This is a genomic window from Ensifer sp. EB106-03-01-XG145, assembly GCF_058792075.1.
In genome coordinates, this window is record NZ_JBYTEC010000038.1 from 1 (window position 1) to 25,050 (window position 25,050).

The 25,050-nt window shown below is 54.7% G+C and carries 21 protein-coding genes; 9 read left to right on the plus strand and 12 right to left on the minus strand.

Annotated features, from left to right (window positions below; translation table 11 throughout):
* Nucleotides 1-293: 293 nt before the first annotated feature.
* Nucleotides 294-1,049 carry an IS21-like element helper ATPase IstB gene (gene istB, locus AC3WWH_RS33055; protein ID WP_492377570.1) on the minus strand — a complete coding sequence of 252 codons (756 nt, stop codon included), beginning with the start codon at nt 1,047-1,049 and terminating at the stop codon, nt 294-296.
* Nucleotides 1,050-1,063: 14 nt separating this feature from the next.
* Entirely contained in the window at nt 1,064-2,083 is a 1,020-nt protein-coding gene (gene istA, locus AC3WWH_RS33060) for an IS21 family transposase (protein ID WP_492377571.1), read from the minus strand.
* A gap of 130 nt (nt 2,084-2,213) precedes the next feature.
* On the opposite strand from istA, the gene tnpA reads away from it, so the two are divergent.
* Genes tnpA through AC3WWH_RS33080 form a run of 4 tightly spaced genes read left to right on the plus strand, consistent with a single transcriptional unit; the run spans nt 2,214 to nt 5,208 of the window.
* Nucleotides 2,214-2,672, plus strand: coding sequence for an IS66-like element accessory protein TnpA (gene tnpA / locus AC3WWH_RS33065; RefSeq protein ID WP_058322441.1), 459 nt, complete (start codon nt 2,214-2,216; stop codon nt 2,670-2,672).
* The gene (gene tnpB, locus AC3WWH_RS33070; RefSeq protein WP_113398898.1) at nt 2,669-3,025 is read left to right on the plus strand and encodes an IS66 family insertion sequence element accessory protein TnpB; all 357 of its coding nucleotides are present in this window, start codon (nt 2,669-2,671) and stop codon (nt 3,023-3,025) included. Before tnpA ends, tnpB begins: the two co-directional genes overlap by 4 nt.
* A gap of 48 nt (nt 3,026-3,073) precedes the next feature.
* Nucleotides 3,074-4,648 carry an IS66 family transposase gene (gene tnpC / locus AC3WWH_RS33075; protein ID WP_058321221.1) on the plus strand — a complete coding sequence of 525 codons (1,575 nt, stop codon included), beginning with the start codon at nt 3,074-3,076 and terminating at the stop codon, nt 4,646-4,648.
* Complete coding sequence (locus tag AC3WWH_RS33080; protein ID WP_058321222.1) at nt 4,645-5,208, plus strand: UPF0149 family protein; 564 nt, start codon at nt 4,645-4,647, stop codon at nt 5,206-5,208. The genes tnpC (AC3WWH_RS33075) and AC3WWH_RS33080 overlap by 4 nt, the downstream gene beginning before the upstream one ends.
* On the opposite strand, the gene AC3WWH_RS33085 is transcribed toward AC3WWH_RS33080, so the two are convergent.
* From AC3WWH_RS33085 to AC3WWH_RS33125, 9 genes are all read right to left on the minus strand, one after another.
* A complete protein-coding gene (locus AC3WWH_RS33085) occupies nt 5,177-5,719 on the minus strand; it encodes a helix-turn-helix domain-containing protein (RefSeq protein WP_492377572.1) in 543 nt (180 codons plus the stop codon). The two genes, AC3WWH_RS33080 and AC3WWH_RS33085, sit on opposite strands and share 32 nt — an antisense overlap.
* 674 nt (nt 5,720-6,393) lie before the next feature.
* Nucleotides 6,394-7,398 carry a UDP-glucose 4-epimerase GalE gene (gene galE / locus AC3WWH_RS33090; protein ID WP_492377573.1) on the minus strand — a complete coding sequence of 335 codons (1,005 nt, stop codon included), beginning with the start codon at nt 7,396-7,398 and terminating at the stop codon, nt 6,394-6,396.
* Nucleotides 7,399-7,436: 38 nt separating this feature from the next.
* Nucleotides 7,437-11,081, minus strand: coding sequence for a glycosyltransferase (locus AC3WWH_RS33095; RefSeq protein WP_492377574.1), 3,645 nt, complete (start codon nt 11,079-11,081; stop codon nt 7,437-7,439).
* Nucleotides 11,082-11,176: 95 nt separating this feature from the next.
* The gene (locus AC3WWH_RS33100; protein ID WP_492377575.1) at nt 11,177-12,454 is read right to left on the minus strand and encodes a KpsE/RkpR family capsule polysaccharide export protein; all 1,278 of its coding nucleotides are present in this window, start codon (nt 12,452-12,454) and stop codon (nt 11,177-11,179) included.
* A 29-nt stretch (nt 12,455-12,483) separates the two neighbouring features.
* Entirely contained in the window at nt 12,484-13,542 is a 1,059-nt protein-coding gene (locus AC3WWH_RS33105; RefSeq protein ID WP_492377576.1) for a hypothetical protein, read from the minus strand.
* A gap of 11 nt (nt 13,543-13,553) precedes the next feature.
* On the minus strand, nt 13,554-14,843 hold the full coding sequence (locus tag AC3WWH_RS33110; protein WP_492377577.1) for a KpsE/RkpR family capsule polysaccharide export protein: 1,290 nt from the start codon (nt 14,841-14,843) through the stop codon (nt 13,554-13,556).
* Nucleotides 14,844-14,854: 11 nt separating this feature from the next.
* On the minus strand, nt 14,855-15,508 hold the full coding sequence (locus AC3WWH_RS33115; protein ID WP_492377578.1) for an ABC transporter ATP-binding protein: 654 nt from the start codon (nt 15,506-15,508) through the stop codon (nt 14,855-14,857).
* Nucleotides 15,505-16,299, minus strand: a complete 795-nt coding sequence (locus AC3WWH_RS33120) for an ABC transporter permease (RefSeq protein WP_492377579.1) — start codon at nt 16,297-16,299, stop codon at nt 15,505-15,507. The genes AC3WWH_RS33115 and AC3WWH_RS33120 overlap by 4 nt, the downstream gene beginning before the upstream one ends.
* On the minus strand, nt 16,296-18,077 hold the full coding sequence (locus AC3WWH_RS33125; RefSeq protein ID WP_492377580.1) for a glycosyltransferase family 2 protein: 1,782 nt from the start codon (nt 18,075-18,077) through the stop codon (nt 16,296-16,298). Before AC3WWH_RS33125 ends, AC3WWH_RS33120 begins: the two co-directional genes overlap by 4 nt.
* A gap of 330 nt (nt 18,078-18,407) precedes the next feature.
* Between AC3WWH_RS33125 and AC3WWH_RS33130 the strand changes: the two genes are divergently transcribed.
* The 5 genes from AC3WWH_RS33130 to AC3WWH_RS33150 all read left to right on the plus strand — a co-directional run bounded on the left by AC3WWH_RS33130 (nt 18,408) and on the right by AC3WWH_RS33150 (nt 23,571).
* Nucleotides 18,408-20,267 (plus strand): glycosyltransferase family 4 protein, encoded by a 1,860-nt coding sequence (locus AC3WWH_RS33130; RefSeq protein WP_492377581.1) that lies wholly within the window; start codon nt 18,408-18,410, stop codon nt 20,265-20,267.
* On the plus strand, nt 20,264-21,043 hold the full coding sequence (locus AC3WWH_RS33135) for a glycosyltransferase family 2 protein (protein ID WP_492377582.1): 780 nt from the start codon (nt 20,264-20,266) through the stop codon (nt 21,041-21,043). Before AC3WWH_RS33130 ends, AC3WWH_RS33135 begins: the two co-directional genes overlap by 4 nt.
* Complete coding sequence (locus tag AC3WWH_RS33140) at nt 21,040-21,975, plus strand: NAD-dependent epimerase/dehydratase family protein (RefSeq protein ID WP_492377583.1); 936 nt, start codon at nt 21,040-21,042, stop codon at nt 21,973-21,975. The genes AC3WWH_RS33135 and AC3WWH_RS33140 overlap by 4 nt, the downstream gene beginning before the upstream one ends.
* 307 nt (nt 21,976-22,282) lie before the next feature.
* Nucleotides 22,283-23,071: an FkbM family methyltransferase gene (locus AC3WWH_RS33145; RefSeq protein WP_492377584.1), complete on the plus strand. Its 789-nt coding sequence runs from the start codon at nt 22,283-22,285 to the stop codon at nt 23,069-23,071.
* Nucleotides 23,072-23,337: 266 nt separating this feature from the next.
* Nucleotides 23,338-23,571 carry a DUF6429 family protein gene (locus tag AC3WWH_RS33150; protein WP_192439505.1) on the plus strand — a complete coding sequence of 78 codons (234 nt, stop codon included), beginning with the start codon at nt 23,338-23,340 and terminating at the stop codon, nt 23,569-23,571.
* Here the strand turns inward: AC3WWH_RS33150 and tnpC (AC3WWH_RS33155) are convergent.
* A partial coding sequence (tnpC, locus tag AC3WWH_RS33155; RefSeq protein WP_492377585.1) for an IS66 family transposase occupies nt 23,552-25,050 on the minus strand: 1,499 nt, incomplete at its 5' end. The genes AC3WWH_RS33150 and tnpC (AC3WWH_RS33155) overlap by 20 nt on opposite strands.

Sequence of the window (25,050 nt, forward strand, 5' to 3'; positions counted from 1 at the left end):
CATCCGTTCCCTGCAAATCACGCAGGCCGGATTGAATCACGAAAACCGGCTGAAGGGGAGGTTTTTAGAGGCATCCAGGTGCACCTGGCGCATTCAAGATGCTCAACAACGAAAAAGGGCCCCTTTTGCCTTGAGAGCGCAACGAGCTGCGTATTCCGATGATGCCGGACGGCTATTCCAATCTGAAGCCGGACAGGTATTCCGATCGCATGCCGGACACGATTCCGATTTGAAGCCGGACAGTGGCTGTGCCCCTGGGTCGTGTGTTTTTTTGACCTGAACCCGTTCCGCGGTCAAGCCAGGGTTGTTTGGTCGGTGCTCACGGCTTTCTGTTTTCGCATGCTCTCGCCGCTGAGTTCGATGCGATAGGCATTGTGAACAAGGCGATCCAAGACGGCGTCGGCGATGGTTGGATTGCCGATCATGTCGTACCAGTGATCCACGGGCACCTGGCTGGTGACGATCGTCGATCGCCTCTCGTAGCGGTCCTCGATGATTTCCAGGAGATCGCGACGCTGCTCGTCGTTGAGCTTCTCCGGGCCCCAGTCGTCAAGGATGAGCAGGTCGGTTCTCGCGAGCGCCTTGAGGACCTTGGGATATCGGCCGTCGCCGCGCGCCAGGGCAAGGGTGGCGAACAGCCTTGGAAGGCGGTGATAGGCGACGGAGAAATCCTCGCGGCATGCCTTGTGTCCGAGCGCGCAGGCCAGCCAGCTCTTGCCGACGCCGGCGGGTCCGATCAGCAAGAGGCTATGGTGTTGCCTGATCCAGTCGCAACCGGCGAGCTTCATGAAGAGATTGCGATCCAGGCCGCGGGCGGCGCGGAAGTCAGCGTTCTCGATCTGGGCGTCATGGCGCAGCTTCGCGGCGCGGGCTCTCGCCTCGAAGCGCTTCTGCCGGCGCGTGGTCGTCTCGCGTTCGAGCAGCAGCGCAAGCCATTCGCCATGCTCGAGGCTTCTGGCTTCCGGTTGCGCCTCGAGTTCCTGATAGGCGCTGGCCATGCCTGTCAGGCCGAGTTCGCGCAGCATGTCGATGGTGGGATTGGTCAGCATCGTTCGTTGTCTCCTCAATGAAAGTAGCCGGGGCCACGCAGATTGGCGTGCTCCATGACGGCAGCAGGTTCGGTGGAATGCCTTGCGTCCTTGTGGGTGGCGATGAGCGAGGCAATGGTCTTGCAGGTCAGGCCGCCGATCTCGACGGCGCGCGCCGAAACGGCCTCGGCGCGGTCGCCGGTGATGTCGCGATAAAGGCGCAGGATGCCGAGGCATGTTCTGAAGCCTTGCTCGGGATGCGGCCGGCTGGCGAGGATGGCGGTGATCAGCCCTTCGGTCTGCGGACCGATGGACGCGCCCCAGCGCCGGAAGCGCTCCGGCGTCCATTCGGCGTAGCGGCGGTGGGAACTGGGCATGTGCGCGGGGTCTGTTCCATAGCGCGGCCCACCATAGCGGCGCTGATGCACGGCGACGCGTTTGCCGCGATGGAAGATCTCGACCATCCGCACTGTCGCCCGGATATCGACCTGCTGGCGGATGAGGCCATGCGGGACGGAATAGAAGAAGCTCTGGAACTCGACATGATAGTCCGTCGACACCCGCGCAAAACGCCATTCGGCGAACTCGTAATCCTCGGCGGGCAGACTTGCGAGCGCGGCGCGTTCGACCGTCTCGAAGAGATGTCGGCGGCTGACGCCCAGCCGGCGCATGACATGATTGTTGATGCGCTCCAGCACGCCGGCGATCGCGGCATTGGCTTCTGTGAGCGAGAAGAAAGTCTGCTTGCGCAAGCGACCGAGAATGCAGCTCTGGGCGAAGCGCACGCCGTTCTCGACCTTGGCCTTGTCCTTCGGACGCCGCGGCCGCGCCGGCAGAACGCCGACACCGTAGTGGGACGCCATCATGCCGTAACTGCGGTTGATCTCGGGATCGTAGAAGCTGGCGCGGCTGACGCCGGACTTCAGATTGTCGGGCACGATCAGGCGGGGCACGCCGCCGAAGAAGGCGAACATGCGCACGTGCGAGCCGATCCAGTCCGGCAAGGTCTGCGACCAGGTCACCTCGGCGAATGTGAAGCTCGACGCGCCGAGCACGCCGAGGAACAGCTCCGCCTCGCGGACCTCCCCGGTCTTGCGATCGACGGTGAGCGCGACGAACAGCCCACCTTTTCTTTGCTGATTGAGACCGCGAGATAAGCTCCTTCATCGATAGGAGCGGAACAGGATGGTTGGAGATCGCACTGATGCCATGCTTGGAGTCATGGATGAAGCCAGGCATGATGGAGTCTACCGGCGGATCGAGGTGATCACCGGTCGCCGCCAGCGGCGGAATTGGACCGACGAAGAGAAGGCGCGGATCCTTGCCGAAAGCGCAGAACCCGACGTGAACATCTCGGCCGTCGCCCGGCGCTGGGGCGTCAATCGCGGCTTGCTGAATGTCTGGCGCCGCGAAGCCGGGCTGACCTCTCGACGATCTGCGCAAGCCGGCGCACAGCAGGCCATGTTCGTGCCGGTGACCGTGGTTGGAGAACGAACGCCTCCCCAGAGCGCGTCGTCGGATATCGCTTCCGTTGCTTCCGGTCGCATTGAGATCGAGATTGCTGGCGCGCGCATGACCGTGTTCGGCTCGGTGTCGCCCGAGTTGGCGCAGGCGATGGTGGCGGCGTTGCGAGGGCGCCGGTGATCGGACTTTCGCCGAATGGCGTGAAGATCATGGTGGCGACGCAGCCGGTCGACTTCCGGCGCGGGATGAATGGGCTTGTGGCCTTGGTGGCGTCAGCGCTTGCGGCCGATCCCTATTGTGGCGATGTGTTCGTGTTCCGCGCCAAGCGTCTCGATCGCCTTCGCTGCATTTATTGGGACGGATCAGGCATGATCCTGGCGACGAAATGGCTGGAGGCGGGCAAGTTCGTTTGGCCACCGATACGCGATGGCGCGATGCAAATGAGTAGCCAGGAGTTCTCGCTTTTGCTGGCCGGCATTGACTGGACGCGGGTCAAACAAAACGCGGTGAGGAGGCCTTCGAAAGTGGGCTGATCCTATTGGATTTGCTTGCAGATTCAAGCTTGTATGGTAGGGTCTGCCATGCCGCTTCGACCCACCCCCTTGCCTCAGGATGCTGCGCAATTAACCCGGATCATTCTCTCGCTCGACGAGGAGAATGCCGATCTCAAAGCGCGCGTTGCCTTCCTGGAGCAGCAGCTCTTTGGGGCGAAGTCGGAGAAAATGACGACGATCGACCCAACGCAGGCGACGCTCGACCTTGGCGATCTCAGCGACATTCCCGTTGCTGCCAATGACGATGTTGCGCCCGTCACCGAGGGGACACCGCAGGTTCGACCTGCGCCATCGCGTAATATCGGCCGTTTACCCAAGCACCTTCCTCGGTATGAAGAGGTTATCGAGCCGGAGAGCAAGGTTTGCCCGTGCTGCTCGTTCGAGCTTCATTGCATCGGCACGGATGTCAGCGAAGCGCTCGACATCGTGCCGGCGGTCGTCCGGGTTAAACGGACGATCCGGCCGCGCTACGCATGCCGAGCCTGCGAAAGCGTCATTGTGCAAGCGCCCGCACCGCCGCGCGTAATGGATGGCGGCATGGTGACTACGGCCTTTGCCGCCCATGTCGCCGTTTCGAAGTTTGCCTGGCATCTGCCGCTGCATCGCCAGGCGCAGATGCTTGCCTCCTGCGGCGTGATCATCGATCGCGGCACGCTTGGCGCCTGGGTGACACGGATCGCCTGGTGGCTTGAACTTCTCTACGATGCTCTCACCGCCTTCATCCGCTCCCAGCCAAGGGTGTTCTGTGACGAGACGCCGCTTCCGCGGCTCGATCCGGGGCGCAAACGCACCAAGGTCTGCCAACTCTGGGCGCAAGCCGTCGACGACCGGCCATGGAATGGTCCGGCGCCGCCGGCGGTGGCCTATACTTTTGCGGAAAGCCGCAGCGCTCGCGAGGTCGAGGGGCAGTTGTCGTCCTTTGGCGGCGTGCTTCAAGTGGATGGGTACCAAGCCTATAAAACGTTGGCCAAGCGCCGGGGGAAGAGCAATGTCGCGCCCATGCGGCTGGCGTTCTGCCTTGCCCATGCGCGGCGCAAGTTCGTCGATGTCGTCAAGCTGACCGGCTCTTCGGAGGCGCTGTCGATCCTGGCCAGGATTGCCGAGATCTATCGCATCGAGGCGAAACTGCGCGGCGAGAATGACGATACCCGGCTGAGGGTGCGGCGCCGCGAGGCAGCGCCCATCATGAGAGAACTGAAGGCCCAGATCACCGAACTGCGCGAAGAGGTGTCGTCAAAGTCGGCGCTTGGCAAGGCCGTCACCTACACGCTCAACCACTGGAGCGGACTGGCAGCCTTCCTGGAGGATGGCCGGATCGAGGTGGACTCCAATGTGGTCGAGCGTTCGATGAAATCGGTGGCCCTGACGAGGAAGAATTCGTTGTTCGTGGGCAACGAGCGCGGTGGCAAGACCTTCGCGGTCCTCGCATCACTCGTCAACACCAGTAAATTGAATGGTGTGGACCCCGAGGTCTGGCTTGCCGATGTGCTGGAACGCATCATCTCCGACAGAGTGAAAGCCAGCGAGATGGAAAGTCTCCTCCCTTGGAACTGGAAGGCTGAGCGCGAGGCGATGACAGAGCAGGAGCGACGGGCGGCATGACACAGAACAGCCAGGGGACGACGGCACGACCGAAGCTCGATGACGAGGCGTTCGAAGCCTTCATCAGGACACGTCGTCCAGTGTCGCCGATCTGGTCGATGAGCGGCCTCGACGGCTATCTCACGGCTCTCATCATCGGCCCGAAGTTTATCGACCCACGCAAATGGATCCCGGAGCTGACTGGCCCGGAGGCCCTGAACCTGCCGATGGAAACGACCGAGCATCGGGCCGTGCAGACCATCGTTGCGGAGTATAACCGCATCTCGGCGAGCCTTTCCGAAAGACCGAAAGACCACCGGCCCAGGTTCACCCGGATCGATGATCAGACCTTTGATCAGTTCGATTGGGACCTCTGCTTTTTGTTGGGAACAGGATACGCGCCGAGGCTTTGGCAGCCGGTTCTTCGAGGTCATGCCGGGACTGGCGATATCATCGCGCCCATCCGCAGGCTCGGCGAGACAAAACGGAAAGCGACCCGCCAGGATGCTGCTGAGGTCGCCGAAGCACTCGTCAATATCCGAACCTACTTTATGCCGAAGCGGGCAAAGCAGAAGTTCTGAAGGAAAGTGCTATTGCGATCCCGTCAACGCCGAAAGCAGTGGGCTGTTCGTCGCGCTCACGATCGACGATCGGCACCTTCTTGCCGGAATAGTCCACGAAGACCTTATCGCCGGCAGCATGCTCCTGGCGCATCGTCGGCGAAAGGCGCTGCTCGAAACCGCGGAATAGCTCGCAGAAACGGCTATAGCCATAACCACCGGGATGGACGCTGCGATATTCCTCCCACAGGATCAGCAGCGTCACGCCGGGCTTCTTCAGCTCGATGGAAAGCTCCGCCCAGTTCGGCTCGTGACGTCGCCGCTGGCCCTGTTTGACGCCGGCGCGGGTGAAAAGCCGATGCTCCAGAGCATCGTCTGTCAGTTCTCCTGGCAATGGCCAGCTCAACCCGGCGGCCTTAGCCCGATCCAGATTATCTTGCACCGTACTTCGGGCGATCCCGAGCACCACCGCAATCTCGCGTACGCTTGTCCCGCCGGCAGAGAGCCGAAGCATCTGTCGTATGTGTCGCATGGTCAGCCTTCTCTTCGACGGCATGAAATTCCCCTCGTGGATACTGAGGAGATTCATGCCAAGGTTGCTGACCCAAAGGCATCGTCAGGACGGAAAAACCGTCCGGTAATTGATTGGAATGCTGTCCGGCTTCAGATCGGAACTCTGTCCGGATTTTGATCGGAATCCCGTCCGGTTAATTCCTGGAATCCGCACAACGAGCCTTCTGTCTGAGCGTTCGACTTCACAGACATGCGGACTTTACGACTTTACTTTTCTCGTACGGCAACGCAAGCGGCCATCAAAGACCTTCAGCCTAACTCAGTAAGGCGGCCGTCACCGGAGGGGTACCCCCATCTCGACACCGTCGACGTCGGTCACAAGAAGGAAGCCATATGATCCTACGTCCCGGACGCGCGGGACCGGAAAAGTCAAATGACGTCGTCTCTCTACGCAACATTTTTCGCACCGCCAAGCCCGTTTCGAAGACCAAAGGCTTGGAGCTGTAGCCGCGTCATTGGCTACGGGGCTCTTGGCAGCGACTGACGCTCATCAAAACCTCGTTCAGGCTTTGCGACGCCGGCTCTACGTAAAGCGCCCTAGCGATTACGCGAAGACAATAGCGGAAGCAGATTCGACTAGCGCCTCGAGAAACGCACAAACATTCGCACCCGAAAGCAGCAGCAAGCTCAGGTCTACGCGCTTGCAACGTTTGCAAGATGCTTGTCTAAGCGGGCCTCCCAATCTAACGCGCTTCGCAAAATTACTGAAAGGTCGTCATATTGCGGTTTCCACTGCAGTTCACGCCTAGCAATAGTCGCATCTGCCACTACTTCAACAGCATCTCCGGAACGACGAGGGCCGTACCTGACAGCGAAGTCGGAAGTCACGAGTGTTCTCAACCGGTCCAGAACTTGAAGTACGGAATAGCCATGCCCATAACCACAATTGGCTGTGATCGACTGCCCACCGGCAGCCATTCGCTCCAACGCATTCAGGTGCGCAGCAACCAGGTCACTCACGTGAATGTAATCACGAACGCAGGTGCCATCTACCGTGGCGTAGTCAGTGCCGAAGACATCGACGCCCGAACGTTTGCCAAGTGCGGCTTCGCAAGCAACCTTCATTAAATGTGTGGCTCCTCTCGTTGATTGGCCCGTTCGCCCGAGTGGGTCCGCTCCCGCTACATTGAAATATCGCAGCGTGGTATACGTGAAGTCGTGTGCTGCGGCCGCGTCGCGGAGCATTTGCTCTGTCATTAACTTCGAATAGCCATAAGGCGATTCTGGACTGACTCGATCTGTTTCCCGCACGGGCTTCGTGGTTTCTGGTGTCCCGTAGACCGCGGCGGTTGATGAAAAGACGAATTGCTTTATCCCCGCTTCCACGGCAGCAGCAATTAACTCGCGAGATTTGGCAGTGTTGTTCTCGTAGTAGCCGAGCGGATCCCGAACGGACTCGGGCACAACAACCGAACCTGCAAAATGTATTACCGCATGCACGTTATGATTGGCAAAAATGCTGCGCAGAAGTTCGCGGTCCGCGATATCGCCCCGGTAGAACCTTGCAGCTTGCGCAATTGCCCACTCAAACCCGGTCGAAAGTCGATCAAGGACGACCACGCTGTACCCAGCATCCAGGAGTTTCCAGACCATGTGGCTGCCGATATAACCTGCTCCACCCGTTACCAATACTGACATAGTTCGTAACCTTCAAAACGACCCAATGCGATCAAATATTACTTAGTGAAAACCGCTTCAATCTCGGACAGAAAGCGCCCCTTGAATGACATCTTGGTAAATTCTTGTTCGTACAGCTGTACGGCGCGCGCCCTCACCGAATCCATCTGCGATATATTTTGAACGATTGACGAAAGAACTGTAGCGATGCAGTTTACTGTGTTTTCCTCAAGAACGAAACCAGCACCCGAATCATTAAGATAGTACGAGGTTCCTGTTTCTTTGCTGCATACAAGAATCTTTCCCGCTGCCAACGCATCAAGAGATATTAAAGGGAGCGTATCGTCACGAGACGCGCAGACAATTACGTCGGATTCATGCAAGCGTTCAAGGTACGCGTCGTATTCCAAAGCGCCCTGTACAGCAATAGCCGGGTCATTCCGGACTAATTCAATTAGTTGACGTTCAAAGTTTTTGTCGTTGGTGCGACCTGCGATCACAAGCTTGCATTTTGCTCGTATGCTATCGGGCATCTGTTGAAACCCGAGAACCACCAGATCCTGGCCCTTTCGAGGCTCAACAGTCCCGAGGACCGCGATTGTGATAGCATCCGCAGCATTCGACCCCTTTTTCGCCCGAATTACGTCCCCCTTAGTTTGTGTGCCATATGCCACCTCCGTTACAGATCCCGAATAGCCAATCTTTCTTATGAACGTAGTCGAACTGGGTGACCCAGTTAGGACCAGGTCGGCATCATCGAGCGCGCGGGTGAATTCCGGTTCTCGCTTGCTGATTTGTTCAACGAGCGCTGTCTCGTGGAGATACCACGCGACTCTCGTAAATGGCGCAAACTGTCGGACCACAGGCCAACAAACCGCCGTGTTGGCTATAACTAGGTCGAAGTTCTTTCCCAAATCCGTAACATTGCGATTTGACTGTAGTGCGAGGGCATCGACAATGACGTCACCGCCCGCCTTAACTATCCTATCGCGCATCGGCCCATCTAGCGGCGAGATCACTACTACGAATGCGCCATCTTCGATTAGGGTCTCAACCATATCGAGAACCACTCGCGGCGCACCGCTTTCACTTAAATCGTGTGAGAATATAAGAATATCTCTATTCTGTTCCACAGAGGGACGGACGGAGGGAAAGTATTCAAATGGTTCCTGTGAATCGATGAACAACAAATCTCTCATATTCCTGGTAAAATAGGGATCCCTGGCGCACAGCGCCCCCCACTTTTTCATCAGATAGATATCTGCCTTGTCCTGTTTAAACGCTTTCTTTTTTGTCTTTCCGATCGACAGATGTCCAATATGCGTGAGTTGCGCATAAGGCGTATAAACGCAACTGTAACCAGCTTGTCTGGCACGGAAACAGAGATCGACGTCAGAATGTGCTATCCCCGCGTTGACGGCATCGAATCCGCCGAGTTCGTCAAATAGATCTTTCATAATCGCAAGACACGCACCACAAACTAGGGAAACCTCGCGGACGCTTTGGGCGAAATTGAAGTGGGCGGAGGTCTCGGAAGGAAAGGTATGGAATGCCGTCCCGACCAAGCGCCGTACCCCCGTTACCATCCCGGCATGCTGAATACTTCCGTCTTCGTAAAGTAGCTTCGGTCCTACAATGCCAACGTTGGGTAGCGTTAGATACTCAAGAAGACAATCAATCCAATCTCGGGAAATGACACGGACATCATCGTTAAAGAACACCAAGGCGCTACCGGTAGCCATTTTCGCGCCTGCGTTACATTTGGCAGAAAAATTGTAAACATCGTCAAATATGCAGTATCTCACATCATTTTCGCGCCAGAACTTTCCCATCTCGGCGACAGTCGACGAGCTTGTAACGACGATAACCTCGAAATGCTTGTAGGTCGTGTTTTTCTGAATTGAAACTACCGTTTGGCGGATGTGAATCACGTTGTCTGACGGTACGATGAGTGAAACTCTATGTGGGATTTGAGGAAGGTCTCGAACTACTCTGTTTGCGGTTGGTAGCGCAACGACTGTTCCCTCTAAGCCTCGGCGATCAACAGCCGCTTGTAAGGCAGCGATGTTCGAGGTCCTGGCTGTGGGTTTCCCACCCGCCGCAGCTGACCCAGAGATCATCCGCCAACCATACAACACCTGCTCGACGTGACAAATCCTCCTTGCGCACTCAGAAACGCGAAGGGCAAGATCGTAGTCCTGCGAGAAATCGAACTCAGATCTCAATCCACCTAATTCAGTAACGAGAGATTTTCGGTAAACTGAGAAGTGACCGGTGTACATACAATTGAAAAGGAGGGCGGGACTCCAGTCTGGCTTGGCAAAGATCTCATGCGCTACGTCGTATTCATCAATCTTGCACTCATCGGAATAAACGAGGTCGATATCTGCATCCGAATTCAATTTCGCGGCAACCACCTCCAGCGCATCCCGGGTTAACATATCATCATGGTCCAAGAACGCGACGAACTCACCATCACTGTGAGATAAACCGAGATTTGTGGCTTCGGCGATGCCAAGATTTTGGGGCGCCGAAACGCATTTTATGCGCTCATCTATGGCAGAATAGTAGGCAAGTGCTGAATCGATTTCAGCACGATCTGAAAAGTCATCGACTAGGACCAATTGCCAACTGGAGTAAGTCTGTGCCAAAACAGACAAAATAGCGCGCTCAAGAAAGATTAACGGGGTTCGAAAAACAGGAACCAAGACGCTAATGAGCGGTCCAGCACTTGATGTTCCCGCCATCTTGGGCTGCAATACAAAGCGCTCCGTGGCATCTAAGCGCATCTTACTATAGTTTTCTAGAATTGTTGTTTTTTCGCTCCCGTGGAGAATTTGTACCCGATTTGGTGTAATACCCCATGATACGATTTTTTCCGCGAAACTGCCGTCCTTCCCGACGACGGACTCTAGCGCCGCAAGCACCGTACGGTTACCGTCAAAATCCATGTTACCGAGCATTTCGCGCTTGATTTCGGCAAAGCGCAACTCGGCGGAGCTTTCGCACACCTGCCCCCGCAAACTTCTTTCTTTGAATGCGCGCAGGAGTGCCACGTTTGATTGGCACAGCCATCCCTCATCTTTGGGTTTGCTCAGGGCAACCGCCGGCGGCATTATGGGAGGCTCGCTTCGAGACTTTCGTGCGCCAAAACGAAGCAACCGATCAAATAGTGCCTTCACCGCGCTTCCTTCTTCAAGATATTGTGTCGACACGGCGTCCCTAGCCGGACGCCGTCCTTCATCCCTGCCATACATGAGGTAGTGAGAAAGGGGGTCTAGTCCGGTCCCCACGATCTCAGGATAAGCACCAATGTACCAATCTTCGTCAAACAGCGGCGAGGCGCGAAATGACTGTCGCCACCCCACCGAGAGATAGTGTGTTAACGGATCAAAGTCACTGAGATCCGGGTTCTGCGAGAAATAGAAGCTGACATCGAAGAGCGGATGGGGATTCGAACGCTCTCGCCAACCATGCGCTAAAAAATGACCAAATGGCTCTATCCCTGCGCGTTTTACATCGGGGCGTTCATTTAGATAGTATGATGTAGAGAAAAGAGGGTGGGGAGTTTTACCAATTCTCCAGCCAAAGATTTTGTAGTGCAGCTTAGGAGGAATTCCAAGGCCGTCAAACGAGAGTTGGCGCCGATACCAGGCTTCGTTGAATAGTGCAGCGGGATTTTGACTATGAGGTTTTTGATCCATTGTTAGCCCCTTTGGTCAGCACTTTCCGCCTCGAGAATTCACCCGACCCTGGTCGCCAACCATCGTCGCATGCCAGTTCAACCGAAAACCAGTCGCTAGCCGGACTGAGCGCTATCCCGAACAGTTGCAATAAGCAAGCAGCCGATTGCCCATACGACCAAAAGGGAGAGAAAGACAACGCCCGCTTCTTGCACAGGCTTTGGATAAGTTGCCGCGTCAGGGAGCTGGGGTGGGACCACAGTAACAACATACAACTGCTGTTTTCCGAGTTTGCGACGTGCCTCTTCGAAACTTGCTCGGGCCACGGTGTATAACTGCTCGACGAACTGTTCTTTCAATTTCAGAAGTTCGTAGTCTTTTAACCGCGAAGAGAGCGAGCTTTTCGTGGTTCCGGTCAAGAGTTTTTGCAACTCGGCGATTTGGTGACTTATGACCTCAAGAGTTGTCTTTTGAAACTTGTCACCTGGCCGGTTGCTAGCCCCTACCATGTTCGCTGAGGCAAGTTGACTCTCCAGTTCTATCTTTTTCAGCGTAAGCTCGGAGATAATCGTCATAACCTGCTTCGCGGTCGCCAATGGATCGATCATGCTACTATTCTTTTGAAAAGAAAGAATGTCGGTTCTTACCTCCGCCAACTCAATCATGGCCCGATCCACCTCGGCGCGGGCGCGTTCAAGGGCGTCTTCACGATTTCGTCGGGATATATTGTTTATAAGCGCCTCACTCCTCGACATCAGGTCCTGAGTCAGTGCCAGCGCATCATTAGGTGAATATGCGCGCACCCTAAGAGTTAGTATGTTCGAAAGTGTATCTACTGATGCAGTGACTCGGGATCTCCAATAGGCCCATATTTCCTCGAAATCCTCGGAAGTATCTAACCTGGAAAACCAATCTATGGTAGCTTGGCCATAGATATGAGCTAGTCTTTCCCGCCCCCCTACATCGACAACCGCTGCGCGGCTCTTGATATAGTCCATAATGATCATTGAATCTTGTGAGGTTGACGCACCCGACGAGATCCCAATTTTGCTAGCGATAGAGGACAGCGAATTCGCCCCAAGGGGAGACGGCGCAACTTCTGGATCGAATGCTTCTCGGACCGTCAGCTTCCCTTCAGCAACGTATATATCAGTCGCGAATAGTAGGTAATACATCAGAACAAAAACAGACGGCACTACGACGAAAGCCACAAAACTCCACGCAAGCCCCCCCCCCTTTCCAGCTGATTGGGTGACCCTATGGAGTATATCCGATCTAACGGTTTTGCGGAGTGCAGGAAGCAGTCTTTTCGTGGGCGTTCCATCCTCCAATACGGTGTCCGTATCAGTTCTTCGATCGAGCGAATTATCTTCTGCCAACGCTACATCTTCCATCGCGTTCTCGACACTGCTGCTATGTATGTTCATTGCCTATCTCGATTTGAGTGTAGGCCGGCCTCGATCGCTTCGATCGCAAATGAATACAAAGCTATGTCCTCGTCCAACAGGTCGGCGACAATGCCCAAGTTTCTTAGTCGCTCTGCAAGATCTAGCGTATCGGGCAGTGTACCGAGCTCACAATTTGCAGCGATTGGGGTTCCAACATATTCGTTTAACATCGCGCAAAAGACGTCGAACTTTGAACGCAATCCAACTACATTGAAGTGCGCTAGACTATCCAATGCTATACTAACGTTGCGCCTTTGAACATTTTCGTCTGGTGCGGTTCCGAAAGTTGATGTCATCGGCGATCTAATCATGCGCCTGATCTCATTCGGCATACTCCGGAATCCAGACAGTATGGATTTCGAGTCTTCAAGGTCCATTTTTTCTAAGTGCGGGAGAAGCCCAACGAAACGCGCTATTGTCGGGCTGGCACGCACGCCTTCCGGCTGTTTGAGCGCTTGAGAAAGAAACAGCAGCTTTTCAGCTAGCTCTTCGAATGGGTCTCGGAGCAGCGCTGCTGTTGTGAATTGCCGCTCTAGCGCAATCTCTCCGTGTCGCAGCCAGTTTGGGTTGCCGGTTACGAAAATTGACTGGATGTTAGTGAGCGAAATGAGACCAGTTACTGTTTCCAAAGATAGACGCTCAACAACCGGATAAGATTGCGTAAAGAAACTCATTAACTGACGGAGCATTCGGATCTGAGGGAAAGCACTCACGTCTACAAGCAATAGCTTATGTTCAATATGTTGGTTCGCGTTAAAGCGTTTGTAGATTGTCAAACCGGTATCAGGCTCAACTAAGCTAATCTCAAGCACTTCTGCCAAATCTGGGACGTGCCGGCCATCCACGATAAATCCTGCCTGGCCCGTGCTGTGCATACCGAGATCACGCAGGTCGGGGCGAAGCACGTTCGCGGAAAACGTAACTTCCTTCCGATTTGGAATTCTTATCGTGAGTTCTGGGACTTCTCCCGGGTTATCCGTAATGACCCATCCGGATATATACGAGCCAGCGTCCTCATCTACGTGAAAATACATACGAAACTGCCTTAAGACGCGGTGTGATCCCGCACAAGTACAGCAACCCCGACCGTGGCCGCCCAGATCAAGAAGGATGCGACAACAATTGCGGTGGTGCTCAAAACGCGCCGTGGGTACAGCGATTCTTCCGCCGTTTGCGGTTGAACGTAAACCAAGAGATAGGATCGCTGGCGCTCAGATGTCATTCTAGCAAGTTCAAAGGCGGCAGAAGCGCGAGCATATTCGTTCTGCGCTATCCTAAGCTCTAAGCCTTTCTGCGACAACATCGCGCTGCGGTCAGCAATCGTCCCGTTTTCACCATCCTGGGTTTGCAGGGTTCCTGTGCTGCCGTTGCTTGCAAGCTGGTCCTGATAACTTGCGATTTGTTGTTGAAGCGACTCGGATCGCGCGACAAGTGCCCGCACGTGGGGACCGTCTGTCGCCTCACTCTTTTTCAGCGATTGAATTTGGACATTCAGGCGTGCAGCTTCCAGATTGAGCGCTGTCAAAATGTCTGAAAATGCTTTTGTCGTGATCTCCGCATCCAGAATACCCACCTGATTTCGCGCATCACGCATTTCAGATACGCGTCGCTCAAGCTCCCGTTTAGTGCGATCGAGTTCGTCCGTCGCTTCCCTAAGTCCATTGGCCTGATTTCGTCCAGTCAGTCTATTCACCATCTTCTCTGAGAGGCGGAGTATTTCCCTCGCAATCTCCAAGCTGTCCTCCGGAGAGAACGTCCGTACATGAAGGGTGGCCAATCCTGTGGCCCTGTCGATGTCAATGCCAACTTTTGACTCCCAATACTCAAGTAGATCCTCGAGAGAGGACTCTTTTTTTAAAGGTGATACAAAATCAACTCCACTTGGCGAAAACATTTCCTTCAAGTTAAACTTGTTTGAAAGATCCTGTATAATAGTCCGGCTGTGAATATATTCTGCGATCATCGCAGCATCCGTCGTCGGTACACCACCCAACAGTGATGTCAAGCTGCTCAGCCCTTGCAAACCAGCTCCGTCGGACGACTTAACAGCGAACCGGGCCTCAGAGACGTATTGATTGGCCGCGAGGAACCCATAGTACATGCCGCTGACGATCGAAGGAAAAATGAACAGTAGAATAAAACTCCCGATCAAGAACCGGCGGAACAACTTGTCGCTGCGCCGCGCCCTAAATCCACCTCCTCCACTAGTGATAGGTTTGGGGATCCGCGCCTTTCGGGCCACTCTCCGAAATTCTTGGGAAATAGCGTCCGAGCGCTCTTGAATTGACAAGCGCTTCAGCTTTGCGTCGGATTTTTGGATCGCGATGCCGTCCATCAGAGAACCCCTCAATGGTTGAGCTTGTTGTAAAGCTCGATCGCATCATCAATATCTGAAAACTCATGCACAACGCCGTGTGCGAGCACTATTGCGCGACTGCAGTAATTCCGTATTGTTTCCATCGAATGCGATATCATTATAATATCGGCCCGGCTGCGACGTTTCTCAAACTCTTCATGACACCGCATCTGAAATCTCGCATCACCCACCGCTGTGACTTCATCAATTAGATAGCACTCAAAGTCGATCGCCATCGAAAGCCCGAACGCGAGTCGTTGCGACATCCCAGACGAATATTTGTAGTAGGGTTCGTCCATGTACGTGCCGATTTCCGCGAAGTCTTCCACAAACTCCATCGCGCGCACGGGATCTTGGCCGTAAATACGTGCGACAAACTGGACGTTTTCCCGGCCCGTCATAGCAGGATGTAGCCCACCAGAAAATCCGAGCGGCCAAGAGACCCGCGCGGTCCTTTGAATTTTGCCCGCGTTCGGCAATTCGGTCCCCGCGAGCATCCGCATTGTGGTCGACTTACCTGCGCCATTAATACCGAGAATGCCGTAAGATATTCCGGCTCTGAAGTCCATTGATACGTGGTCGAGGATTATCTTCGACCCACCCTTGGTTCGGAAGTATTTGAATACGTTGGTGAGTTTTATCATCCCGTGAGCAGCTTTCCACGAAGGAACCGCTCTCCAAGTAGGCCTACGAGCAGAAACACGGTTCCCATTGCTATAAAATAGGTCTTTGATAGCATTCCATCGCCATATCCCTCGTAGTACGCCGATCTAATCCATTCGATGGCGTGGAACAATGGGTTGAACCAAATCACCTCCCTGAGAGCAGGCGGCATGATGGCCGGAACAAAAAAGACGCCTGATGTCGTATACAGGCCCAGCATGGTGAGCGCGAAAACAAGATTCCACATGCGGAAAACTGACGAAATCACGACGTTCACAATACCCAGTGAAAGGGAAAAGTAGATGATCGCGAGAACCCCGGACGCGAACAGGAAGTTGTCGACGGGCACCAAATCGACTCCAATTAACGCAGCGGTAACAAACAGTAATATTACGACGATGAATGAGGTGATAAACTCAATCACTGCACGCGCAATAATTACATCGAACGGTCGAACCACCGGAAATAAGAATAGCGAGCGGTTCGATTCTAGAGCCATCCCCATCGTTCGAGCAGGGTAGAAGCACAAAATATAGGCGAGAACGCCGCTAGCAACGAAAACGAATGGGTCACCACCAATCGGAGCGAGCTTGTGGACGAACGCCATGATAGAGATAAGAACAAGCAGGTGAACGAACGGCCAACCTATCGCAATCAAGAAACTGAGGTGCGAATGTCCGAACCGCGTTCGCATATCCCTCAAAATGAGGGCGTACACGATGCCGGATCTGGACTTTATTAAGGCAACGAACTGGCGAATGTTGTCTATCAATCTCTAGTAACCTTACGGAGGCTCGACATCCAACGCCCTAAACAGGCACTCACAATTTCCCTCAAGGAAGCGCCCCTAACGCTCAAGGCTTGACTGGACGGGGAATACGGGTCCTTGCGAAGGCGGTCCCCCCAGGCTTCCAGTAAAGTGCTGTAGTCTTTCTCAAATGCGACATTTTCAAGAGCGGTGGGTTCGGGTGGACTGCGCTTCTTCGGAAAGGCAAGCTCCACGGTGGGTTCGATGACATGGCGTAATCCAGCACATCGCATCCGCAATGCGAGATCGACGTCATTCAAAACACCATAGCAAACTTTCTCGTTGAACCCCCCAACTCTTTGGAACTGAGACTTTCTGGTAACCAAGCATAGCGAACTCACTGCAGCGACGTTGTGAGTCAGCTTTAGGCGAGCAAAATGGCCGGAAGCACCGTTCCGGAAATGTTGATAGGAGTGGCCAACCGCTCTTCTAACTCCGCCGCCCAACACAATACCAGCACTGTGGACGGTATGGTCGTAATAAGTCAACTTTGGACCCACGCACCCCACCCCGTCCAGCAGGGCATCCGCGACTAGCTCCCCCAGCCAATCACTATTCTGGGGCCTGAGCGCGCTTCCCAAGAAACAGATCAACTCACCTCTAGCTATTGCAACAGCTCTATTATGTGCGGTCGCAAGTTGTGATGGGTGACTCGCTGTCACAATCCTAATTTTGGAAGAGCCCTTGAAGCCCTGGTATAGTGACTTTATCGAGCAGGCCCCGTTGATTACAATAACTTCAATCGCTTCGTATGAGGTGTTGCTAGTCAATTCCCTCATCTCCCGATCAAATACATCGGAATTTGGCGCAGCGTTAACTATTATACTAACGAGTGGCTCGGGGACGGGCAACCGTGGTGCCAGCCTATAGTATGAGGTGCCGGGAACCTCTTTAACATCGGCGTTCACCCGAAGCCGCTTAGCATGCTCAACAAGGGCCTTCCTCCCTGCATCGTAAGCATAAGACTTTTCCTCCGATGAAAGCGCAGTCGAGCCAGGGGTCGCACGCCAATGATACAATATCTTGGGAACATGGACGATTTCGTCCGCCCCAGCCTGCTCAGCAATTCTGAGATTTAGGTCATAATCCTGGCTTCCCGCAAAGCCTTCACGCCACCCCCCGAGGCGTTTCACCACTTCGGCGCGGTACACCGCCAAGTGATTGATATAATTTTGTGAACGAAGCAACTCCAGAGAGAACGCCGGTTTGAAAAACGGCGCGAAGCGCCTTTCTTGTAAGTCGATTTTATCCTCATCGCTGTATAGTAGATGCGCGCTGGGATTCCGGTGTATTGCATGGACGACTTCGGCGATCGCACGGGGATGAAGTATATCATCGTGGTCGAGCACGGCCACCCACTCGCCACAGGCAAGGGAGAACGCGGTATTCGTAGCAGCAGCTATATGTCCATTCTGATCACGGAATATCACCTTCACTCGGGGATCCGCCTTGGCCTCCTCAATAACGGATAATGTGTCCTTCCGCTGAGAACAGTCGTCCGCAATGCAAATCTCGAGATTCGCATAGGTTTGATGCAAGGCGCTTTGTATGCAGTCTCTCAGCAGATTGGGCTCGGTATTGTAGGTCGTGATAAGCAGGGACACCTTTATATCAGCCTTCGGCACTTCCTGCTCGAAGGAAGCTTCGTATTTTGCTATCCGACTACGGTATAGTCGCTTATCCAGAATCAGCTGCACTTCTTTCCCGTAGGCGCGAAACGCTCGTCTCGAGATGAAGTCCATGGCTCTCCGCCTGCCTGGGGAGGTTATTTGCCCTTTGTTCGACGGAATCACCATTCGCAGAACCCTTCGCGCAAAATATGCTGGAATATGCGTGTCCCGCGCTCTTGATTGTCGCGATGAAATGTCCTGCTACCACTGCTTCCGACAGGAGGCAAATTCGCCAAAGGTGGTGGCATTCCCCCCCCCCGCGAAAGGGGTTCTGTCGTTGCGCGTCAGGTTAAAAACCCAGAGTCCGAAATCTTACTAGACTGCATGATGTTCGAGGTGTTTAAGCAGCAAATGTTGTGAACTTAAAAGGGGCCCTGAATGATGCGGCGATGTAGAGCGTTAATGCAAAAATTTGGTTGCGCTGTCATTGGCTCGCTTACTCAGCGCGTGCGACTTGCGTTAGATTACAAGATCGTGTCCGCCTCAGGACTTTTCGATCCCGATTGGTATGTAAAAGGTCAGCCAACCATCAGCCGAGAATATGCAATTTGGCATTATCTGCGGCACGGACGGCGGGAGGGCAGGTCCCCCAGTGTAAAATTTGATAGCAACTGGTATCTTGGGACCTACAAGGATGTCGCCGCGAGAGATATCGATCCGCTTGTACATTTTTTAAGGCATGGATTGAGGGAGGGGCGCCAGTATCGAGCGGTCCGGGAATCCACTGTCGTCGACAGCGACGAATACGCCGCTATCCACAATTCCAGCCTTTTTGATCATCGATGGTATTTAGCTCGGAACCCAGACGTCGAGGGATCGGACCCAGTAGAGCACTACTTACTACATGGCGCTCGCGAAGGCCGAGCCGCCAGCGAGCGATTTGATACTCAATGGTACCTGGCCAGACATAGCGACGTTTATATTAGCGGCCGCAATCCTTTGGTATTTCACGAGCGATTTGGAACCGGAAGAGAAACGGCAATGTCCACATCGCTCCAGGAGACGCTGAGAACCAACATCGCTGACTGGAGTGACGCTGACGGCGAAATAAGGGCAGATCCGCGGCTGCAAAACATAACTACACTAAATAAGAACGGGAGCGTGCCTTCAGTGCTAGTGTACGCGCACTGGGAGAGGATTTTCTCATCGCTTGAGGACACATACCAGAGAATTGTGTTCGTTCCCTGGATAAAACATAGTGGTGCAGATATGGTTGCAGCTAATGCCGTGAAGGCGGCGGTCGAGAGCCATGGAATAGATTCTGTGCTGTTGGTTGTGACCGACTCTCCCATCTTGGAGGGCATTGACTGGCTTCCTCGCGGAGTGTCAATTCTTGTCTTGCCGAAAGCAGCGCCAGATCTCTCACACGAAGACCTCGTTAGATTGGCGGAGGTGCTTGTCTTTGCGCTGCGGCCAGAAGCGATCCTGAATATCAACAGCAGGATTTGTTGGGACCTCTTTGCGACAAAGGGGAAGGCGCTTTCATCATTCACGCGACTATTTGCGATGCTATTCTGCCGAGACGACAACAATGGATCGACGGCAACTTACGCAGACACACACCTCATTCGAACAATAGAAGTATTGCAGAGAGTATATATAGACAATACCCCGTTTCTCGAAGAGCTCGTGAGGGCGTATCGGTTGCCAGTAACTCTATCAAAAAAACTAACAAAATTATCTCCCCCTCCTCAACATTTCGAATATCGCCCAGCCAGAGCGGAGAAGCGCCGCATGCGTGTTCTTTGGGCAGATGGACTCACTCGCCAAAAGAATATTGTGCTGCTGCAGCGCATCATCCAGCTGGCTCCAGAAATTGACTTCGTAATTTACGGGTCCGGTGATGAAAACTACGAGACTGAGTTGCAGTTGTTGGAAAAACGGTCGGAAAACGTGACTCTGCGAGGCACATTTTCGGGGGTCGCCGCGCTACCCCTCAGCGAGTTCGATGCTTTTCTGTTCACCTCTCTATGGGAGGGGATGCCTTCAACGCTGGTCGATATTGCTGCAGCCGGATTGCCAGTCGTCGCGTCCGGCGTTGGTGATATCCCAGACCTTATTGATCACACGACGGGCTGGTGCGTCGGCGACCTTCAAGATGAGGCAATGTATGTCGCTAGCCTTAGGGAGCTCTGGCATGGGACGCCGGATGCGCTTGCGCGAGCGCAGCGGTTACGCAAAGCGGTTTTGAGCACTCATAGTTGGCCGATTTTCAAACAGGGGTTGTCGGGTGACAGTTCATTCCTCGGAGCAATCCAATGAGCGACGTCAGCATTTCCGTGATCCTCAACGCACATCGGGAAGGATTGATTGCCGTCGCGACAATAAAGAGCATCGAACGTTCAGTAGAAGTGGCTGCAAAACGCGGCATCCGCGTCGAGGTTATATGTGTCCTCGATCGAGGAGATAAACTTACTCGCGACGTCTTGAGCGATTCATTACAACGAAACGTAGACTGGCAGTTGCTCGAGGTAGAGTATGGCGACCTTGGACGTTCCCGTAATGCGGGCGTTGCATTGTGTCGAGGCGAGTGGGTCGGCTTCGTTGACGCTGATGACCTTTGGGGCTCAGAATGGCTTGCATTCGCCTATTCAGCTGCGACCTGCGACAGCCGCGAAATTGTGTGGCATCCCGAGTTGTGTTTATATTTTGGGGCCCGTTCGCATCTCTTCCTGCATATCGACATGGAGGACGCTGCCTTTAACCCGGCGGCGCTTGCTTTTACGAACCTTTGGACGGCACTCTGTTTTGTGAGGAAGTCAACGCTCCTGAAGTGTCCCTATCGACAATCCGATATCGCCAATCAAATAGGCTATGAGGATTGGGACTGGCATATTCGAACTGTCGAAAATGGAGTTTTACATAAAATTGTGAGGAACACATGTCACGCAATTCGGACAAAGCCAAACTCGCTTGTGCAACAGACAAATGCCCTTGGCTGCCTGCCCAGGGGCGGCCCGCTATTCAGAAGTATCGTGCAAAATAGGGTAAGAAGCCTTGAGAAATCTGACTTTCTACTCAAGGCAGGCGCCGTATGAGGCTGGCAGTGATGGGAGCCGGCGGCTTCATAGGTTTGCATGTTGGCGAACAAGCAATAGTTGATGAAGTGAATTTGGATCTCTACTCTCGCAAGGGAGGCCACACCTTCTTGCGGAGTATCTTTCCATCCACCAATATCCTTTGTTCCGAGAGCAGCGAATTCTTCGACCGTGCGCGGGAATATAGTGGCGTTATCTACCTAAGCTCAAACCTCGGCTCCACCTCTGAACAGACCGTTTCGGGCGCAATAGCGGACAGTTTTCGAGAAACTGCATTCTTTTTTGAGCAACTCGCTGCAAGAAACCCGAACTGCCATGTGGTGTTCGCATCAAGTGGTGGAACGGTCTATGGACAGGGGCATTCGCACCCAATTCCTGAATCGACGGCAGTCAATCCCACTACTCCGTACGCTTTTGGGAAAGTGCTAACGGAAGAAACACTGAGGTTTTTGTCTACCGTTCATGGCTTGCCAGTAACCGTGCTGCGCATCGCGAACCCGGTTGGCTATTGGCAACTTCGTGGTCGCCACGGGTTCATCAGCGCCGCGATTCGCTGTGGGCTTTCCGGGGAGGAGTTGACCGTCTTTGGGGATGGTTCAAACGCTCGAGACTACTTTGATGTCGACGATCTAGCAGCACTCATGCTTAGGATTGGAACGACCTCATCACCGCGAACCTTCCAAATCACTAACGTGGGATCGGGTGTAGGAAGCTCAGAGACGGATGTCATCCGGGCCGTTGAGGATGCCCTCAATGCCAAGATTAACATTAAATTCTCCTCCGCGAGGCAATCCGATCTGAAATATGCGGTGCTCGACCCCCGTCTAACAGAGCGAACGCATGGCTGGCGCTCATGTAAATCTCTAAATGAGATAATAACCAAAGCCTGGAAGAGGGTGCAAGCGAGCGGCCTGCCGCAACCTATCTATTGAAGCGATCAGTCAACGCGCGCCGCAGAAGCCGCGTGCAGACCTTCGCCCTGAGCCGATAGCACCAGGCAGCCTCGAGAAGATGACTGCTCATAATAGACTGCACATAATAGGTACATTACCTCGCTCACTTAGTAAGTGGGAGATCGTGTCCGGTGATTTATGGGGCCATTACACAACTTGAATTAAATCAGGTCTCTTTGCCGCAATTCGCCGTCCCTCACCATAGGATTTTCACGAGATTGCGCGCACCACCTTAAGATGATACCCGGTGCATCAACGATCACTCCGAAATCATGGGACAAACGCGATGCCCAATTCGACCAAAAAGACACCCGCGAAACGTAAAGCTGCGTCATTCGATCGGAATCTCATCTACGATCTCGGGATGAACCACGGCGAAGACAGCCTCTTCTACCTCCAGAAAGGCTTCCGCGTGGTCGCCGTTGAAGCAAGCCCGGTTATCTACGCTAAAATGCTTGAAGAGTTCCGCATCTGGATCGAGACTGGTCAGTTGACGATCCTAAACGTCGGCGTCTGGGATTCTGCCTCGAAGCTGACTTTCTACCGCAATCTCGACAACGACCACTGGAGTTCGTTTGACCGAATTTACGGCACACGCAACGGGACAACGTTCGAAGAGGTCGACATCGATTGCGTCACACTCGACACGATCCTGAAGAAGTACGGCGTTCCGTACTACTTAAAGATCGATATTGAAGGCGCCGACAAAACTGCTGTGTCATCTCTTGCCGCGCTACCTGCTCGTCCAGCCTTCGTTTCAGTCGAAGAATACGGGATCAAGTGCGTCACCGACCTTCATGATGTCGGCTACGATCGGTTTAAACTCATCCCCCAGAGTAACAAGTCTGCGATGAACCCGCCACCAGCGCCCGCGCTCGAAGGCTCATATGCTCTGAAGTATTTCAACGGCAAGGATACCGGCCTGTTCGGCCTGGAATTGCCTGGTGAATGGCTGACGTTCGAGGAAGCCTATAAGGCGTTCACCACGTCCGTACGCGACGAGGCCGGCGCATGGGTCGGTACTCAAGACGAGTGGTATGACGTGCACGCCACCCGTTCTGAGATCATTGCTTAAACGACGCGAATAGTCGTGGCGCCGGTAGACGAGTTTCGATAGGGACCGCCGAACCACACGCCCGGCGCCAGCATCGTTTGCAAGGCGCCGCATGGGCTGGCTTCCGATAGTTGGCACGGTTCCAACCCGAACATAGTCGACCGCATCACTCGTGGCGGTCGTTCGCCCGAAGATAGCGGCTTCACAAGAATCGGCATTGAAATTAGATGGTATCCATCCGAGCAGGGCCGCAGGATTTTGAGCGCCGCGCGTGGTAACGTGGGTTCATGGAGATCGATGAGGACAAGATCGACGATGCGGTTTTGGCGCTGCTATGGCTGACGCTGCATAACGAACGCTGTGCCTGGAAGGGCTTCGACTGGGCAACGACGGATCGGCTTCACAAGAAGGGCTTGATCGGCGACCCAGTCAACAAGTCGAAGTCATTGATCCTGACCGATGAAGGCTTGGCGCGTTCGGAAGCATTGTTCCGGGAGCTGTTTACGCGGCCGCCGCAATAGCCGTCCCTTTGTGTGTCTTCCATTGCCACGGCAGCAGTTCGTGCAGGCGGGAGACGGGAAGATCGGCGATGCGGCTAAACACATCGGCGAGCCACGCCTTTGGGTCGACGTCGTTGAGACGGCAAGTCGTGATGACGGAGAGCATGATGGCGGCACGATCGGCCCCACGCTGGGAGCCGGCGAAGGTCCAGTTTCGACGCCCGAGTGCAATTCCTCTCAGCGCGCGCTCGGCCGCATTGTTCGTGAGACAAATCCGGCCATCGTCGAGGAAACGGGCAAAGCCATCCCAGCGCTTCAGCATGTAATCGATCGGCTCGATCACCTCGGACGATTTGCTGAGCGAGGCGCGCTCCCGTTTCAGCCACGCGTGCATGTCATCGAACAGCGGCTTGCTCTTTTCCTGCCGCGCGGCCAACCGTTCTGCGGCGCTCAATCGATTGATGTCGCGCTCGATCTCAAACAGCGCGTCGTACCGTTGGACGGCCTCCAATGCGATCGGCGAGATTGGCTTGCCCTTGCGTTTGCGGTCGCGGGCATTTTTCTGGATGTCGGCCAGCTCAAAGAATTTGCGCCGCGCGTGCGCATGACAAAAGGCGAAGGTGATCGGTACCGCTTTCTTTTCGGCGACACTGAGCGGCTCGAAGCCATTGTAGCAATCACTCTGCAGAATGCCGCCATATTCGGCCAGGTGCTTCTGCGGGTGCTCGCCGCGGCGGTCGCTCGACGCATAGTATATGGCCGCCGGCGCTGCCGCGCCGCCGTAGGGCCGGTCATCGCACACGTACGTCCATATTCGCCCGGTCGTGCATTTGTCTTTGGCCTGGATGGGAATGGTGGTGTCGTCGCCAAAAAGCCGCTCGGCCGCGAAGACATGCGTTTCGATCAGATCAAAGATCGGCAGGAGCGCGGCCGTTCCATACCCGACCTGGTCGGCCAACGTCGAGGTCGAAAGCTCGATGCCCTCGCATTTGAACCGGGTGCTCTGGCGGTTGAGCGGGCTATGCATGCCGAACTTGTCAAAGAGGATCGTCGCCAGCAGATGAGGACCGATGAAGCCGCGTGGCGTGGCATGGAAGGGTGCCGGCGCCTGGCTGATCTTCTCGCAGTCCCGGCAGCTAAATTTCTCGCGTACGGTTTCGATCACCTTGAACCGGCGCGGAACCTCCTCGAGCGTCTCGGTGACATCCTCGCCCAGTTTCGACAGGCGCGACCCGCCGCAGCAGGCACAGGTGACTGGTGGATCGATCACCACGCGCTCGCGCTCGATCTCCTCCGGCCACGGCTTTCGGACCGGCCGTTTGCGCGTGAACGAATGCACGCTCGCGGTCTTGGCGGCAGCCGCCTGGGCTGCAACCTCGTCCTCTGTCGCGGCCATCACCAGCTCTTCGAGCTGCAATTCCATCGTAAGCGCCGTCTCCGCCCCATTGGATAGGCTGTATTTTGAGGCTGGCCGGGCGTGCGAGAAGGTTTCCAGGACTA

Excerpts from the sequence above, each read along its gene's own strand:
- AC3WWH_RS33145 (WP_492377584.1), top strand. The coding sequence starts at position 22,283 with ATGCCCAATTCGACCAAAAAGACACCCGCGAAACGTAAAGCTGCGTCA.
- tnpC (WP_058321221.1), top strand. The coding sequence starts at position 3,074 with ATGCCGCTTCGACCCACCCCCTTGCCTCAGGATGCTGCGCAATTAACC.
- AC3WWH_RS33150 (WP_192439505.1), top strand. The coding sequence starts at position 23,338 with ATGGAGATCGATGAGGACAAGATCGACGATGCGGTTTTGGCGCTGCTA.
- tnpA (WP_058322441.1), top strand. The coding sequence starts at position 2,214 with ATGGTTGGAGATCGCACTGATGCCATGCTTGGAGTCATGGATGAAGCC.
- AC3WWH_RS33100 (WP_492377575.1), bottom strand. The coding sequence starts at position 12,454 with ATGGAAGATGTAGCGTTGGCAGAAGATAATTCGCTCGATCGAAGAACT.
- AC3WWH_RS33080 (WP_058321222.1), top strand. The coding sequence starts at position 4,645 with ATGACACAGAACAGCCAGGGGACGACGGCACGACCGAAGCTCGATGAC.
- AC3WWH_RS33110 (WP_492377577.1), bottom strand. The coding sequence starts at position 14,843 with ATGGACGGCATCGCGATCCAAAAATCCGACGCAAAGCTGAAGCGCTTG.
- AC3WWH_RS33140 (WP_492377583.1), top strand. The coding sequence starts at position 21,040 with ATGAGGCTGGCAGTGATGGGAGCCGGCGGCTTCATAGGTTTGCATGTT.
- AC3WWH_RS33115 (WP_492377578.1), bottom strand. The coding sequence starts at position 15,508 with ATGATAAAACTCACCAACGTATTCAAATACTTCCGAACCAAGGGTGGG.
- AC3WWH_RS33095 (WP_492377574.1), bottom strand. The coding sequence starts at position 11,081 with ATGGATCAAAAACCTCATAGTCAAAATCCCGCTGCACTATTCAACGAA.
- istB (WP_492377570.1), bottom strand. The coding sequence starts at position 1,049 with ATGCTGACCAATCCCACCATCGACATGCTGCGCGAACTCGGCCTGACA.
- AC3WWH_RS33085 (WP_492377572.1), bottom strand. The coding sequence starts at position 5,719 with ATGCGACACATACGACAGATGCTTCGGCTCTCTGCCGGCGGGACAAGC.
- AC3WWH_RS33105 (WP_492377576.1), bottom strand. The coding sequence starts at position 13,542 with ATGTATTTTCACGTAGATGAGGACGCTGGCTCGTATATATCCGGATGG.
- AC3WWH_RS33135 (WP_492377582.1), top strand. The coding sequence starts at position 20,264 with ATGAGCGACGTCAGCATTTCCGTGATCCTCAACGCACATCGGGAAGGA.
- galE (WP_492377573.1), bottom strand. The coding sequence starts at position 7,398 with ATGTCAGTATTGGTAACGGGTGGAGCAGGTTATATCGGCAGCCACATG.
- AC3WWH_RS33130 (WP_492377581.1), top strand. The coding sequence starts at position 18,408 with ATGCAAAAATTTGGTTGCGCTGTCATTGGCTCGCTTACTCAGCGCGTG.
- AC3WWH_RS33125 (WP_492377580.1), bottom strand. The coding sequence starts at position 18,077 with ATGGACTTCATCTCGAGACGAGCGTTTCGCGCCTACGGGAAAGAAGTG.